Annotated in this window: 14 protein-coding genes; 9 read left to right on the top strand and 5 right to left on the bottom strand. The window is 56.4% G+C overall.

Going from position 1 to position 15,327, the window contains the following annotated elements:
• The first annotated feature begins 36 nt into the window (after positions 1–36).
• Positions 37–768: an NADPH-dependent F420 reductase gene (locus tag AC3WRD_RS07670; protein ID WP_102619926.1), complete on the top strand. Its 732-nt coding sequence runs from the start codon at positions 37–39 to the stop codon at positions 766–768.
• A gap of 62 nt (positions 769–830) precedes the next feature.
• Here AC3WRD_RS07670 and AC3WRD_RS07665 read toward each other — a convergent pair whose 3' ends face one another.
• Positions 831–1,724 carry a LysR family transcriptional regulator gene (locus AC3WRD_RS07665; RefSeq protein WP_102619927.1) on the bottom strand — a complete coding sequence of 298 codons (894 nt, stop codon included), beginning with the start codon at positions 1,722–1,724 and terminating at the stop codon, positions 831–833.
• Between the two features lie 193 nt (positions 1,725–1,917).
• Here AC3WRD_RS07665 and AC3WRD_RS07660 point away from each other — a divergent pair, with 193 nt between their 5' ends.
• Genes AC3WRD_RS07660 through AC3WRD_RS07640 form a run of 5 tightly spaced genes read left to right on the top strand, consistent with a single transcriptional unit; the run spans position 1,918 to position 7,277 of the window.
• On the top strand, positions 1,918–2,361 hold the full coding sequence (locus AC3WRD_RS07660) for a (R)-mandelonitrile lyase (protein WP_102620054.1): 444 nt from the start codon (positions 1,918–1,920) through the stop codon (positions 2,359–2,361).
• 49 nt (positions 2,362–2,410) lie between these two features.
• Complete coding sequence (locus AC3WRD_RS07655) at positions 2,411–3,091, top strand: (2Fe-2S)-binding protein (RefSeq protein ID WP_102619928.1); 681 nt, start codon at positions 2,411–2,413, stop codon at positions 3,089–3,091.
• Positions 3,091–4,074 (top strand): FAD binding domain-containing protein, encoded by a 984-nt coding sequence (locus AC3WRD_RS07650; protein WP_102619929.1) that lies wholly within the window; start codon positions 3,091–3,093, stop codon positions 4,072–4,074. The genes AC3WRD_RS07655 and AC3WRD_RS07650 overlap by 1 nt, the downstream gene beginning before the upstream one ends.
• 12 nt (positions 4,075–4,086) lie before the next feature.
• A complete protein-coding gene (locus tag AC3WRD_RS07645; RefSeq protein ID WP_102619930.1) occupies positions 4,087–6,297 on the top strand; it encodes a xanthine dehydrogenase family protein molybdopterin-binding subunit in 2,211 nt (736 codons plus the stop codon).
• An 11-nt stretch (positions 6,298–6,308) separates the two neighbouring features.
• Complete coding sequence (locus AC3WRD_RS07640; RefSeq protein ID WP_102619931.1) at positions 6,309–7,277, top strand: XdhC family protein; 969 nt, start codon at positions 6,309–6,311, stop codon at positions 7,275–7,277.
• Between the two features lie 236 nt (positions 7,278–7,513).
• On the opposite strand, the gene AC3WRD_RS07635 is transcribed toward AC3WRD_RS07640, so the two are convergent.
• From AC3WRD_RS07635 to AC3WRD_RS07625, 3 genes are all read right to left on the bottom strand, one after another.
• Positions 7,514–8,506 (bottom strand): aldo/keto reductase, encoded by a 993-nt coding sequence (locus AC3WRD_RS07635; RefSeq protein ID WP_102619932.1) that lies wholly within the window; start codon positions 8,504–8,506, stop codon positions 7,514–7,516.
• Between the two features lie 146 nt (positions 8,507–8,652).
• The gene (locus AC3WRD_RS07630) at positions 8,653–9,426 is read right to left on the bottom strand and encodes a carboxymuconolactone decarboxylase family protein (RefSeq protein ID WP_102619933.1); all 774 of its coding nucleotides are present in this window, start codon (positions 9,424–9,426) and stop codon (positions 8,653–8,655) included.
• A gap of 76 nt (positions 9,427–9,502) precedes the next feature.
• On the bottom strand, positions 9,503–10,561 hold the full coding sequence (locus AC3WRD_RS07625) for an NAD(P)-dependent alcohol dehydrogenase (RefSeq protein WP_102619934.1): 1,059 nt from the start codon (positions 10,559–10,561) through the stop codon (positions 9,503–9,505).
• A gap of 196 nt (positions 10,562–10,757) precedes the next feature.
• Between AC3WRD_RS07625 and AC3WRD_RS07620 the strand changes: the two genes are divergently transcribed.
• Positions 10,758–11,651 (top strand): LysR family transcriptional regulator, encoded by an 894-nt coding sequence (locus tag AC3WRD_RS07620; RefSeq protein ID WP_102619935.1) that lies wholly within the window; start codon positions 10,758–10,760, stop codon positions 11,649–11,651.
• Positions 11,652–11,758: 107 nt separating this feature from the next.
• Positions 11,759–12,769, top strand: a complete 1,011-nt coding sequence (locus tag AC3WRD_RS07615) for an aldo/keto reductase (RefSeq protein ID WP_102620055.1) — start codon at positions 11,759–11,761, stop codon at positions 12,767–12,769.
• 47 nt (positions 12,770–12,816) lie between these two features.
• Here AC3WRD_RS07615 and AC3WRD_RS07610 read toward each other — a convergent pair whose 3' ends face one another.
• On the bottom strand, positions 12,817–14,058 hold the full coding sequence (locus tag AC3WRD_RS07610; RefSeq protein ID WP_173861308.1) for a Bcr/CflA family multidrug efflux MFS transporter: 1,242 nt from the start codon (positions 14,056–14,058) through the stop codon (positions 12,817–12,819).
• A gap of 320 nt (positions 14,059–14,378) precedes the next feature.
• Between AC3WRD_RS07610 and AC3WRD_RS07605 the strand changes: the two genes are divergently transcribed.
• Positions 14,379–15,302 (top strand): LysR family transcriptional regulator, encoded by a 924-nt coding sequence (locus AC3WRD_RS07605; RefSeq protein WP_102619937.1) that lies wholly within the window; start codon positions 14,379–14,381, stop codon positions 15,300–15,302.
• Positions 15,303–15,327: the final 25 nt, after the last annotated feature.

The raw sequence follows: 15,327 nt of genomic DNA, 5'->3' as shown, positions 1-15,327 counted from the left end.
TCAGCATGACCCTTCTTAGATGCATGGGAGATTGACATGGCTATGACAAGACGTACGACCTTGTTGGCAATGACTGCTTTTGCAGCGATACCCAGTCTGGGGTTTGGAGCGGGGAGCGGCTCCGGTAGCAAGACTGTCACCAAGCCTCTGCGAATCGGTGTGATTGGCGCAGGTTGGCTCGGTGGTACGGTCGGCCGCTGCTGGGTCAAAGCGGGTCATGAAGTGTTTTTCTCGACCCGACATCCCGAGGAGCTGGAATCCTGGGTAAAACCGTTGGGATCACGTGCTTCATTCGGCACGCCACAGCAAGCGGCTGAGTTCGGCGACATCATATTGATCGCTATTCCCTATGAGGCGATACCCGATCTAGGCCGTGATTTGGGCACCTACTTGCGGGGCAAGATCGTACTCGACGCCTGCAATCCCTCTGGATCGAGCAGTAGTACGCTGGCTCAGGAGGCATTGGCCGAAGGTGCAGCCGTCACCACCGCCAAATACCTTCCGGGTTCGCGAGTGGTCAGGGCTTTCAGTGCAGTAGATGCAACTTCTATCGAAGCATCTTTTTCTGGAAATGGATTCAAGCTTGGCGTGCCCATTGCCAGCGACGACGATGCCGCCTTGCAAGTAGTTGCACAACTTGTGCGGGACGCTGGGTGCGCTCCGGTCATTGTCGGCGGGCTGAAGCAGGCTGTCAGCTTTCAGCGCGGCGGCCCAGGGTTTCGGGCCAACACCTCTGAGCCCGAGCTACGTCGTCTGCTTGGCTTGTAACCATCGAGCAACTTTTAATGAGTGATCACCTTCAGCGGCTCTATGCACTCTGAGTAAAAGCACTACCCTCGGTAGCGCAATGCATCCACCAAGAGTGCGAATGCTGGGGATGTCTGACGTCGGTTTGGATAATAAAGGTGGAAACCTGGAAATTGGGGGCTCCAGTCTTCGAGCACGCGGATCAGCCGGCCGTTCGCGACGTAGGAGGCCACGATGTCCGTGGGTACGTAACTCAGCCCAAAGCCGTCCAGTGCCGCGTCCAGTAAATGATAAACACCGTTGTAGGTAATTTGCCCTGAAACACGAACGTTGAGAGCCTCGTTGTCTTTTTTAAACTCCCACGCGTACAGACCACCATTTGTGGGTAAGCGCAGGTTGTTGCATTGATGTTGTACGAGATCGCGAGGCGTCTGTGGTAACGCACGATTGGCAAAATAAGCAGGAGACCCTACTACCGACATGCAAATGTCCGGGCCAATTCGAGTGGCAATCATGCCTTCGGCTACGTCTTCGCCGAGCCTGACGCCAGCATCGAAGCCTTGCGCTGCGATATCGACGAAGTTGTAGTCGCAGCAAACCTCCACAGAGATATCCGGATACTCCGGTAAGAACGTTTTCAGCACCGGGCGCAGTACCAAGTCCAATGAAAAGTCCATTGCGTTGATGCGGATCTTCCCGGTGGGTGTATCTCTCAGGTCACTGAGTAGGGCTAGCTCGTGCTCGATTTCCTCGAAACGAGGGCCGACTCTTTTCAGCAGTCGTTCGCCTGCTTCGGTGGGCGATACGCTGCGCGTGGTACGGGTCAGTAAGCGCAGTCCCAAGCGAGCTTCCAGGGCCCGTACGGTATGACTAAGGGCCGATTGAGATACGCCTAGTTTGGCTGCTGCCTTAGTGAAACTGCGCTCGCGGGCTACTGCAAGAAAGGCAAGCAGGTCGTTGGCATTTTCCCGAAGCATTGATGAGTCCAGTTCATGAGGTTATTTGGATTCTACCCACTAATCAGCTTTATCAGTAAAGGCTACATTCAAAATCTGGGCTATCCCTGCTATGGACATCAATCGAGGACACCCTATGCCCGCTATTCGCCTCTCCGCGCTCAGCGTCAAATTGAAATCTGCGAGTTTGTTTCAAACGATCGGTGCGGCATTGATGCTCTTTGCACTCAATGCTAATGGCGAAAATCGTCCATTGGTGACCGTTTCGCAGGCGGGGTCTCAGCCGTCGACGTTGGGCCCAGCTGAATACTTCACCGGAAAAGTGTGGATTGACGCACGGTTCCAAGGAACAGATGGGGCTCGAGTCAGCGGAGGAACAGTAACTTTTGAGCCTAGTGCTCGTACCGCATGGCACACCCACCCTTTGGGCCAAACGTTGATAGTGACTGCCGGTGTCGGATTGGTGCAGCAAAAGGGCCTGGCAACTCAAGTCATTCGCCCAGGCGACACTGTATGGATACCACCTGGCGCCAAGCACTGGCATGGCGCAACGCCTACCAATGGCATGAGCCATGTCGCAATCGCCGAGTTGCTCGAAGGCAGCGCTGTTCAATGGCTAGAGCAAGTGTCCGACGAAGATTACGCCAAAGCCTTGTGATTCTCACCCGGCAGCCAACGTAGCTGCGCCCGTTTAAAGGTGAAACCTGATGACAGAAACCAGAGATTTAAACAAACCCGAAGGTTCGCCGGCTGTTGAGGCGTCGGGCGTCACACCTTCGCGCCGCAACTTTCTTAAGTTTGGCGTTTCAGGAATCGCCGCCGCGACGGTGTCGACCTGGATCCCTGACAGCGTCGTTGCTGCCCAACTAGCACCACAGGTGATCGATGACGAAGGCGCGCCCAGAGTGGGTGAACGACGTATCCAGCTCACTGTGAATGGGCAGCTGCATAAACTCAATGTTCCGGCTAACGCGATACTGCTGGATGTCTTGCGTGACCGCCTGCAACTGACCGGCACCAAGAAGGGCTGCGACCACGGGCAGTGCGGCGCGTGTACCTTGCTGGTTAACGGTGTTGCGATTAACTCTTGCCTTTCAATCGCCATGCAGCACGACGGAGACAGCATCACCACCATTGAAGGCTTGTCCCAAGGCGACGATCTACATCCTGTACAGGAAGCTTTTTGGGATCACGATGCCTACCAATGTGGCTACTGCACCTCAGGCCAGATCATGAGCGCTGTGGCACTACTCAATGACCCGAATATCGGCACCGACGACGCCAGCGTCAAGGAAGCTATGAGCGGTAATATCTGCCGCTGTGGTGCCTACAAGAACATCCTCGCAGCAATTCAGTCGGCACGCGGGAAGATGGGAGGTGCGGTCTGATGCGTACTTTTGACTATGCCCGCGCGCAATCGCCTGCTCAGGCTATCAACAGCCATGCCGCACCGGGCCTGCCGTTCTATCTGGCAGGCGGTACTACGTTGCTGGATCTGGTAAAGCTGAATGTCATGCAGCCTGACCGCCTGGTGGATATCAATCATCTCACCCTCAAGCAAATCGAGCCGCTTGCTGATGGCCGCGTTCGCATTGGTGCGCTGGTCAGCAATACCGAGCTGGCGAACCATTCGCTGATCCGCGATCACTATGCCGTGTTGTCTCAGGCGATTCTGGCCGGTGCCTCTACACAACTTCGCAACAAAGCCACCACCGGTGGGAACGTCATGCAGCGCGTTCGCTGCAACTACTTTCGCGACGGTGTATCACCCTGCAACAAGCGCCAGCCTGGATCCGGCTGTGCGGCTATGGGGGGTCACAACCGCAGCGTTCATGCCGTGCTCGGTACCAGCGAGCGCTGCATCGCGACCCACCCTTCGGATATGTGCGTGGCAATGGCCGCCATTGGCGCGCAGGTGACGGTGCAGGGCCCAAATGGGATACGCGAGATACCCTTTGGTGATTTCCATATGCTGCCGGGTCAGACACCCTGGGTCGAACATGCGCTCGAGCCACACGAACTCATCACTCATGTGACCTTGGATGCACCACTGGTGAATAGTCGCTCGGCCTACCTGAAACTGCGTGACCGAGATTCCTATCAGTTTGCCTTGGCTTCGAGTGCCGTCATTGTCGTGATGGACGGCCGGCGTATTACTGATGCCCGGATTGCCTTGGGTGGGGTGGGCACTAAGCCTTGGCGAGCTCTTGAAGCAGAGCGTGCCCTGGTCGGCCAGAAAGCCGATATTGCGTTGTTTACGCAGGTGGGGGAGCGCGCCATGCAGGGCGCCCGCGCTTATGAACATAACACGTTCAAGATCCCACTCGGCCAACAGGTCGTGATTCGCAACCTCCGCGATCTGACAGCATAGGAGTGCACTCTGATGAGCCAGTCTATAATCGGCACGCCATATAAACGTATCGACGGTCGCCTCAAAGTCACGGGCGCAGCACGGTATGCCGCAGATCATTCCTTTCCAGATATGGCTTATGCCTACGGCGTCTACAGTACGATCGCCAATGGACGAGTCGTGGCAATCGACGACACACAGGCACGTGCGATGCCGGGCGTGGTCGCCGTTCTGCACCATGGCAATTTTCCCCCGTTGCACCGCACACCTGATGTAGCGATGACGTTCAAAGACATTCTCAGCGCCGCCAAGGTCGACGAGCGTCGATTGCCTTTCGAGGATGACAAAGTCGCCTATCCTGGCCAGTTTGTAGCGTTAATTGTGGCTGATACCTTCGAGCAGGCCAGAGCGGCAGCGCAACAGGTGAAGGTCGAATATGCCGAAAGTCCGCCAATCACCAACCTCAAAGACGCACTGCAGCAAAATGGTGCTCGCGAGGGGGGGCGAGGGCACAGCCGAGGCGATCCGGAGGCAGGCTGGCAAGCAGCTGCCACCCGGCTTGACCAGACCTATACCACGCCGGTCGAAACCCACAGCCCGATGGAAATGCACGCCACTACAGCGTATTGGCGCGACGGCAAGTTGTATGTCTATGAGGGCACGCAGGGCGTCGTCAATCACCGCAACGTGCTGGCGAATGTCTTCGACCTGCCTCCAGACCGCGTTGAAGTGCATGCGCCCTTCATCGGTTCAGGGTTCGGCAGCAAACTGTGGCCGTGGCCTCACTCGATAGCAGCCTGCGCTGCCGCCAAGGTCGTGAAGCGTCCTGTGCAATTGATGCTGCCCAGGGCGCAGATGTTTACCACCGCAGGGCATCGCCCTGAAACCTTGCAGCGCATCCGTCTTGCTACGGATGGGGAAAGCAAGCTGGTGTCGATTCGGCATGAGTCATTCAATAGTACTTCCACCACCGATGCTTATACCGAAGCATGCGGCGGCGTCACGCGTAGCCTTTATTCCTGTGCGAACGTGCTGGTAAATCATAAGAACAGCCCGCTTAATCGAGGCACTCCGACGTCAATGCGTGCACCTGGCGCTGCGCCTGGCCTGTTTGCGCTGGAGTCGGCGATCGACGAGTTGGCGTTACTGCGTGGTATTGATCCGCTAGCGTTTCGCAAGCTGAACTTGGCCACCCGTGACGAAAGCCTCAATCTGGAATGGTCGAGCAATCACCTGCCGGAAGCGATTGATACCGCCGCCGAACGATTTGGCTGGCACGCACGCAATGCAGCGGTTGGGTCAATGCGTGACGGTGATGAAGTCATTGGCTATGGCATGGGCGCCTGCAATTGGGAGGCCTTCCAAGTGCCGACTGACGCCCGTGTGATTATTCGCTCAGATGGCACCGTGCTTGTTCAATGCGGACAGCAAGATATCGGCACCGGCACCTATACAGTGGTAGCGCAGACCGTCGCTCAACTGACTGGCCTGCCGTTCGAACGTATTGAGGTCGAACTGGGCAGCTCCACGTTCCCGCCGGGCGCGTTGGCCGGTGGTTCCTGGGCCACGGCAAGCATCCTGCCGGCAATCGCTGGCGCCACACGAGCTGCGCTTACCAAGCTGCGTGAGTACGCGGTGATGAATGGAGGGCTTCTTTCTGGTGCTGAAGCCAACGGCCTTGCCGTCGAAGGTGGCCATCTCGTCAAGGGGGATTTGCGGGTGAGTTTCGCCGAGGTACTGCGTCACCAACGCATCGCTCGCGCTGAGGGCAACTTCCAGAGCGGGGCCAAGGGCGGCGATTTTTCCTATCGCTCCTTTGGTGCGCACTTTGTCGAAGTCCGCTGGGATCCTGGCGTCTCGCGCCTGCGTGTAGCACGGGTGGTCAGTGCCATCGATGTGGGCAAGGTGGTTAATCCACTCGCGGCACGCAATCAGGTCGAAGGGGCAATCATCATGGGTCTCGGTATGGCGCTGTTTGAAGCATCGGAAAACGATCAGCGCACTGGCTTGCCGGTTAACAACAACTACGCCGAATACGTAGTGCCTGTGCATGGCGATTTGCCTAATATCGACGTCACCTTGTTGGACTACCCGGACTATAACCTCAGTGAGTTTGGTGCGCGCGGTATCGGAGAAATCGGTGTTACAGGCTTGGCGGCGGCGGTGGCCAATGCCGTTTACCACGCCACTGGAAAACGCATTCGCAGTTTGCCGATTACCAAGGAAAAGCTGATGACTATTTAAGGATCGATGCTATGGAACAGCTTGATCTTCAGGTCATTCAGCAGGCCCGAGCCTGGATCGCACAAGGCCAGCCTGTATGGCTTTGCACGGTGCTTGCCACTTTTGGCTCTGCACCGCGTGGGCCAGGGGCAATGCTGGCCTGTCTGAGTTCCGGCGAGAATCGGGGCTCACTGTCTGGCGGATGTATCGAGGATGATTTTGTTGAGCGGGTCGCTGGTCAATTCTTCAAACCGGGTAGCCAAGTTATCCGCTATGGCGAGGGTGGTTTGACTCCTAACCTAGCCTTGCCCTGCGGTGGCGTTCTGGACGTGCTTGTGGAGTATCTGGCCCCGACCAACGATACCGACGAGCATCTCGCGGCTGTTGAGGCAGCGCTCTCTGGGGCGGGCTTGATAACTCGCCAAGTGCTGCTCGGCACTGAGCTCTGTCGCATCGGCCCTGGCAGCATGGATACAGCCAGAGTTGATGTCGGTGTTGAACAGGTCGCGATTCGAATGGGGGCTGTTCAACGCTTGCTGCTGGCCGGCCTTTCGCCCGTCGCGGAGTTCTGTGCCAGTTACGCAATTGCGCTGGGCTATGAGGTGATTCTGTGCGAACCACGGGAGGAGGTGATTGGCGGATTTAGATTGCCTGGCGTTGAAGTGCATGAGGTGCTGCCGGCGGTCTACATCGCCAACGGCGGATGCCATGCTTCGACAGCGGTGGTAGCTCTGACGCATGATCCTCGCCTGGACGACCTGACGCTGCTTGAGGCAGTACGAACCCAGGCGTTCTATATCGGTGCCATGGGCTCGCAGCGCACAAGCAGCAAGCGACTTGAGCGTTTGGCTCGAATTGGTGGGCTTGATGCCGTGAGCCTTAATAGGATTCATGCCCCCATTGGTCTTCGCTTGGGCAGCAAAACCCCGGCAGAAATCGCATTGGCAGTGATGGCCGATATTCTACGAGTATCAAATGGCATACAGCGTCACGCGCTGTAGGAGGGCATCCGATTCGCTCTCTCAGTTCATTGCTGCAAGGGCGCCTCAACAACGGAGTAGGCCAGAACCGTATCAGGCGACCGCGCCCCCTGGGCCTTGATCGCTAAGACGACCTTGTTGAGCTCTGAGGCAAAAGACGGCGCGCTTGCCAGTATATGGGCAGTTGGCGTCTGCTTATCTCCCGCGAGAGGGTTTCTGTCATCCCTGACGACCCTTAATTCGGCGGAATGATTGACTTACTGCCCGACCATTTTCATAGCCGCCTCAGGCAATCGATCACCCTGCACCTGGATTTTTGATGTCTCTGCATCGATCTCAACAAGATCGTCCTGGGTCAGTTCGAGTTCGACGGCCATCAGGTTTTCTTGAAGGCGATGTTGCTTGGTGGTACCTGGAATCGGAACAATCCAGGGCTTTTTGGCGAGCAACCAGGCTAGAGCGATTTGTGCCGGCGTTGAGCCTTTGCGATCGGCTATACGTTTTATCGCTGTAACCAATGCCGCATTAGCTCTTCGCGCTTCCGGTGTGAAGCGAGGTACGACATTACGGAAGTCCGTTGGATCGAAGGCAGTGTTCTCGTCGATCTTCCCGGTCAGAAATCCTGCGCCAAGTGGGCTGAACGGCATGAACCCGATATTGAGCTCTTCGAGCACAGGCAACAGCTCTTGCTCCGGCGTCCGCCAGAACAACGAGTACTCGCTTTGAACCGCAGCAACTTTTTGCACTGCGTGGGCGCGGCGAATGGTTTGGATACCAGCTTCCGAAAGCCCGAAGTGTCCAACTTTACCTTCGGCAATGAGTTGCTGTACCGCGCCGGCGACGTCTTCAATCGGAACTGCAGGATCAACACGGTGCTGATACAGGAGGTCAATACGGTCGGTGCGCAAACGTTTAAGGGACGCCTCCACGACGGCCTTAATATGCTCCGGACGGCTGTCGGTACCACTGCGGCGTTCGCCCGTTTCCAAGTCGATGTCGAAGCCGAATTTGGTGGCGATGACCACCTTGTCCCTGATAGGTGCCAATGCGTTGCCTAGCAATGTTTCATTGACGAATGGGCCGTAAGCTTCTGCCGTATCGAACAAAGTAACGCCCTGATCATGCGCCGTGCGTATCAGCTTGATCATCTCCGCGGAGTCTGCTGCTGGGCCATAGCCAGAGCTCATGCCCATGCAGCCCAAGCCCAAGGCGGAAACCGTCAGTCCATCGCTTAGCGTTCTAGTCTTCATATTTTCGCTCGGATTGAGTGGAGGTGGTCATGACTGGATAAATAGCAATTTATCCAGTCATGACGACGCGCACTAGCCGGGTAACTCGAGACGGGCCTATGAGATGAATTCATCAATGCCTAACCACTGCACGGTGTGCATCGACCTCACTGGCGGGAAGCGAAAACTTCCTTGAGCACCGGCACAGCTGACATCGCCTTAGGCCAGCCAACGTAGAACGCTAAATGCGTCACCACCTCGGCGGCCTGGGCTTGGCTCAGGCCGTTGTCCATGGCTCGGTTGAGGTGGAACGGTAGCTGCGCCGACTGACCCTGGGCAATCAGTGCTGCGACAGTGATTAAGCTGCGGTCTCGGGCGCTGAGAGTGCTTTGCCGCCAAAGATCACCGAACAACACGTCATTGGTATACCGGGCCAGCTCCGGAGCAACGCCTCCTACACCTGCTTCAACAGCGGCCCGGCGTTTTACTTCGCTCTCTGGATCGAGTGTCAGGGGATCGGCTGTTAGTGGCTGAATCTGATCGGCTGGAATGTTTCGCTCGCTGAATATCTGCTTGGCGACACCGGCCGCGGACATCGCGTTAGGCCAGCCAGAGTAGAACGCGAGATGGGTAATCAAGGCACTGATCTCACTTGGCTTAAGGCCATTATCGAGCCCCAGTTTGATGTGACCTGTGAGTTGCGGAATCTGGCCGCTGGCAATCAGGGCAGACAAAGTAATCAGGCTACGATCTCGCGGTATTAGCTCTGCACGTTTCCACACTTCGCCGAACAGTAGTTCAGTGGTGTATTTGTATAGCTGCGGGGTGACTTCGAGGACGTCGGGTGACGGCTTCGGATCAGGACGCGGCTGACCTTGATCGGCATCCACGGCTGCGGCAAAGAGGAGGGTGGCGAAAGTCGTAGCGGTGAGCATTTTCATCGAGCGTTCCTAAAGAAGTTTCGAAGTATTCGCGGGCCTGGATCTGTTGCCCGCGAATCTGAGGGGATGCGATCGGTCAGGCTCGCTCAGGCGCTGGCAACGAACCCATATCAATGACAAATCGATAGCGCACATCGGCACGCTCCATCCGGTCAAAGGCGTCGTTGATCTGATCCATGCGGATCATTTCGCACTCCGGCAAGATGTTTTTTTCGGCGCAAAGGTCGAGCATTTCTTGGGTTTCTTGAATACCGCCGATCGGCGAGCCGGCGATGCGTCGCCGACCGAGAATCATCGGCACTGTGTTCTGCTCTTCCATCGGCCCGACTTGGCCAACCATCACGAGGGTTGCATCAACGTCTAGCAGCGACACATAGCCATCGAGCTGATGCTTGACCGGCACCGTATCGATGATCAGATCGAAACTTGAAGCAGCAGCGGCCATCGCAGCGCTGTCGCTCGATGGTAGAAGGCGTGTGGCACCTAGGGCTAGTGCGTCGGCTTCCTTGTCCCGCGTGCGGCTGATAACGGTGACCTGAGCTCCCATACCCACGGCCAATTTGACTGCCATATGACCCAGGCCGCCGAGACCGATTACACCAACGCGGCTGCCAGGAGCGACGTTCCAGGTACGCAGCGGGGAATATGTGGTGATTCCGGCGCACAGCAAAGGAGCGACCTTGGACAGGTCAAGGCTTTCCGGGACGCTCAGTACAAACTCCTCACGCACCACCAAATGCTTGGAATAACCGCCGAGCGTGTTTTGACCGCTCACCCGATCCTTGCCGTTGTAGGTGTTGGTATTGCCTTCGCGGCACAGTTGTTCTTCGCCTTTGCGGCACTGATCACACGTCATGCATGAGTCAACCATGCAGCCGACCGCTACGGCGTCACCGATCTTGTAGCGGTTTACTTCGTTTCCGATCGCGGTGACGCGGCCAACAATTTCGTGTCCTGGCATCGCGGGGTAGACCGTCCAGCCCCAATCGTTACGAGCGGTATGGAGGTCAGAGTGACAGACGCCGCAGTAGAGCACTTCCATGGCGACGTCGTTAGGGCGCAGCTCTCTGCGATCGAACCGCATGGGCGCGAGAGGGCTTTGGGGCGTTTGTGCGGCGTAACCAATGGTCTTCATTGCATACCTCCAACATTTGAAACGAATGAATAGACCTACCCATGGTAGGCAGCTGACATCCTTTGATTAAGAGGCATAACCTGCATGGAGTTATGAGCCTTGCTCACCAATAAGTCGGGAGGCCGTGCAGTTATGACATCATGCAATTGATGTGAGATAAGCTATACAGCGATCACTATATGAATGAGGTTCATAAATGGCGCGCGAAGGGTATGGCGACTTGTTGGCGTTTTTAGCAGTCGCGCGGGAACGCAGCTTTACGCGCGCAGCCGCTCAGCTCGGCGTTTCGCAGTCGGCCCTGAGTCATACTATCCGCGCGCTGGAATCCCGGCTTGGCGTGCGTTTGCTCACACGAACTACCCGAAGCGTGGCGCCTACCGACGCGGGAGAGCAGTTGTTCAACAAGCTGGCGCCGCGCTTCGAAGAGATCGAGGCCGACCTTGCCGAAGTTGTCGAACTGCGTGATTCGCCTCGCGGCACATTGCGCATATCGGCTACTGATTACGCTGCGAACGCGGTGCTGTGGCCGCGACTGGCGGACTTCATACCGCGCTTTCCCGATATCAAGATCGAAATCACGACCGACTATGGCCTGACCGATATCGTTGCCGAACGCTATGACATTGGCGTGCGCTTGGGCAATCAGGTCGCCCAGGACATGATTGCCGTCCGGATCGGCCCCGACCTTCGCATGGCAATGGTTGCCTCGCCAGCATATCTGCACGCGCATTCGGCGCCGCAGGTTCCGGAAGACCTAGCTGGGCATAACTGCATCAACCTGAGGCTCCCTACCCATGGGGGGTGTTACTCATGGGAACTGGTTAACGGTGACCGCGAGTTGCGGGTTCGGGTGCAGGGCCAACTCACGTTCAATGGCACGTACCCAATGCTTGCTGCCGCACTGGATGGATGCGGAGTGGCATATCTGCCTGAGGATCTGGTTAAAGAGCACGTTGCAGCCGGCCGTCTTCGTTGGGTGCTGGAGGAGTGGTTCCCGACCTTTCCGGGCCTGCACATTTACTACCCGAGCCGGCGGCAGTCTTCACGGGCACTTAGTCTCGTCGTGGAAACGCTGCGCTACAAGGCGTAGATCATTCATGATTGGTTTTCATGGCCGTATCCTTTTTTTGCACCTTAATCACCAATTCGAATGGAGCTAGGATCAATTCATCTATTCAACGCCGTTGAGGTTTAATGATGAATTACCGTTATCTGGGCCGCAGCGCCCTGAAAGTATCGCCTTTGTGCCTAGGCGCCATGATGTTCGGCGGCGAGACGAACGAAGCTACCAGTAAGCGCATCATCGACAAGGCAGGTGCTGCCGGCATCAACTTCATTGACACCGCAGACGCCTACCACGCTGGGCGTTCCGAAGAAGTCGTCGGCCGTTCCATTGCGGCTCAGCGTGACAACTGGGTGGTGGCGACCAAGTTCGGTTATCCGTCGTCGGCCGACGCTGGCCCGAATCAACAGGGTCAGTCGCGCAAGTGGATTATCCAGAATGTCGAGGCTAGCCTTAAACGTTTGGGCACCGACTATATCGATATCCTGTATTTCCACCGCACCTTGACAGATGCACCGATGGAAGAGGGCTTACGCGCGATCGACGACCTGATTCGCCAGGGAAAGATCCGCTATTACGGGGCTTCTAATTTCCACGGCTGGAAAATCGCCGAGATGGTACGGATTGCCGATTCGTTGGGCATCCAGCGGCCAACAGTCAGCCAGCCGTTGTATAACATCGTCAATCGTATTGCCGAAGTAGAGCAATTGCCGGTCGCAGGCAATTACGGTATTGGGGTTGTTCCATACAGCCCGCTCGCCCGAGGCGTTCTCAGCGGTAAGTACCCAGTGGATGCGCCGCCGCCGGCTGATACAAGGGCAGGGCGCGGTGACAAGCGTATCCAGCAGACTGAATGGCGTCCGGAATCTTTAAAGATTGCGAAGACCATCGCCCAGCATGCTACTGATCGGGGTACTACTTCCGTTGCATTTGCCATCGCTTGGGTGCTGAAAAATCAGCTGATCAGTGCAGCAATTGCAGGCCCTCGCACTGAGGCTCACTGGGACAGCTACATAGAAGCTTTAGGGCTGGAGCTGGGGCCGGATGACGAAAAGCTGGTCGACAGCTTGGTTGTGCCAGGTCATGCATCGACCCACGGCTTCACTGATCCGGGCTACCCGGTCGAAGGTCGTAAAGTAAGCTAAACACAGTAAGGGAAGGGCAGGCGGCATAGTGGCTGCCTGCTTTTCTACTAGCGCTCTGCAGTTGGCTCATCGCCATGGATTTCGATAACCAACTGACTTTTCGATTTAACCACCCAAAACGCACACACCATACTGGCTGCTCCGAATAATACGATCACTGTCGCCATCGGCTTCGGTGTGCCGTCCGCCAGTACGCCGACTAAGCCCGACCCGATCATCCCTGTTCCGTACTGCAACGCCCCAATCAACGCAGAAACCGCTCCCGCCATATGTGGGAAGCTGTCCAGCGCACCGACTATCGAGTTGGCTACGATCAAACCCGCCGCCGCGACGAACAAGAACAGAGGTGCGACCAATCCCGCCAGTCCACCAACATCGCTCCATGCATCGATCGCCAGCCACAAGCTCGACAGTGCAGCTATCAGTGCTCCCAGTCGCATCAATCGATCCGTGCCTACTTGTCTTACTAGCCTGGCGTTGAGCTGATTAGCTAGCATGATTCCTACGATACCAACACCAAACAGTACTCCGTAGGCCTGCGGGGATACGTGATAGTAATCAATGTACGCGAAAGGCGTTCCCGCAATGTAGGCGTACATCCCCCCATAGAAGAATCCGCCTGCCGAGGCATAACCTACTACGCGGCGATCTATCAGTAATTGTCCATATCGGCGAAGGGCACTGCACAGCGTGGCTTGATTGCGGCGCTCGATAGGAAGGGTTTCCGGAAGCGTATACAGGGCAGCGAGTGTGGCAATGCCAAATACCGCCAAGGCCCAAAAAATAGAATGCCAGGAGCCTAATTTAAGAATTAACCCGCCAATGCTTGGGCCCAATAGAGGGGCAACAGCCATGACCGTCATCAGGGTCGACAGCATTTGCGCAGCCCTGTGCCCCTCATAAAGATCACGAATCATTGCACGAGCCAACACGACACTTGCACATGCGCCAGCAGCCTGAACTGCACGCCAACCAATCATCATTGGCGCCGTCGTCGATAGGGCACAGCCGACGGAGCCCGCAATAAACAGCAGCAACCCCAATGCGACTGGCAGCCGTCGTCCATACCGGTCGCCGACTGGCCCCCATAATAATTGACCTAGGCTGAAGCCGATCAGGTAGCCGGAAATCGTAAGCTCCAGCTGGCCCGCGTTAGCGTGCAGCGACTTAGCCATGGCGGGCATAGCAGGCAGGTAGAGATCTGTTGAGATGGAAGCGAAGGCCATAAGGGCGCTGAGGGTAGCTAGAATCCAGAGCCTTTGTTTGTCGGATGGCTGAACTGTAGCCATGTGGGGATCTGTCGATGGCATGTGCAGCGGTACCCTTGAAATATCTATGACAATACAAGACTGCCGGCGTCCATCTGCGGGCCCCGGCGGTATGTGAAGACTTTGGAATTTAGCGATTAACGTTCTTTTGCAAATGAGCAGGATAGCGATCACCTACGATCTTGATCCGCTCCAAGCCTTCCAAACCACTTTTGCCTAAATGACGTTTCTGCATGTTTCATCTCCTTCGCAAGCAAGTGACTGATAGGTACACTTTAAATTCCTGTGCATAGCTCAACAATTGGCACATTGCTTCATAAGTACCTGAGGGAAACTCACAAATGATCCGTGCTGGACTTCCTGAGTTGACTGCTTTCGTCGCTATTGCGGAACAACGCAGCTTCAGCGGCGCAGCAAAAATTCTTGGTGTGTCCGCTTCGGCGCTTAGCCATTCCATGCGGGGTCTTGAATCACGTTTGGAGTTGCGATTGTTCAACCGCACGACGCGCTCCGTAGCGCTGACGGAGGCCGGTGAGCAACTGTTCAAGCGCGTACAACCACTGTTGGGCGATCTTGAATGCGCAGTTAATGAGGTGACCTCAGAGCGCAACACACCTTCCGGATCGATACGGCTCAGCGCTTCGGAGTCCTCGTTCAAGCCTCTGATCCGTCATGTGATGCCTGGTTTTTTGCAGGATAACCCGCAGATCCATATCGAATGCATTGCTGACAGCCGCCTGGTCGATATCGTCGCTGATGGGTTCGATGCGGGTATTCGCCTTTATGACGACGTGCCGCGTGACATGATCGCGGTGCGTTTCGGCCCCGATATACGATTTGCAGCAGTCGCATCCCCGGAGTACCTGCTTCATCACCCGGAACCTAAAGCTCCCTATGATCTCAAGGCACATCGTTGCATTCGGTTTCGCTTCGCGAGCGGCACCCTGTTTCGCTGGGATCTAGGCCATCAGGGCAGAACGGCCAGCATTGATGTCGATGGGCCAATGACGATGGATAACATCAATTTGATGACGGAGGCCGCGCTAGCAGGCATCGGAATTGCCTGGTTGCCGGAGCATCAAGTTGAAGAACATCTGCTGGCTGGTCGCTTGGTGCATCTGTTGCAAGATTGGGGGCCGTACTACCCAGGCGCGTGCCTGTACTACCCTGCCAACCGGCACCCGCCGATGGCGCTGCGAATGTTCGCCGAGGCGGTACGCGAATGGGCGCGCGGCCAAGAAATAACCCAGCCCAGCACGTGCTGATTTGGTCAACAGCGTCATTCTCACT

This window comes from Pseudomonas sp. FW215-R2 (assembly GCF_058789255.1).
This window is presented reverse-complemented; position numbering and strand designations above follow the sequence as displayed.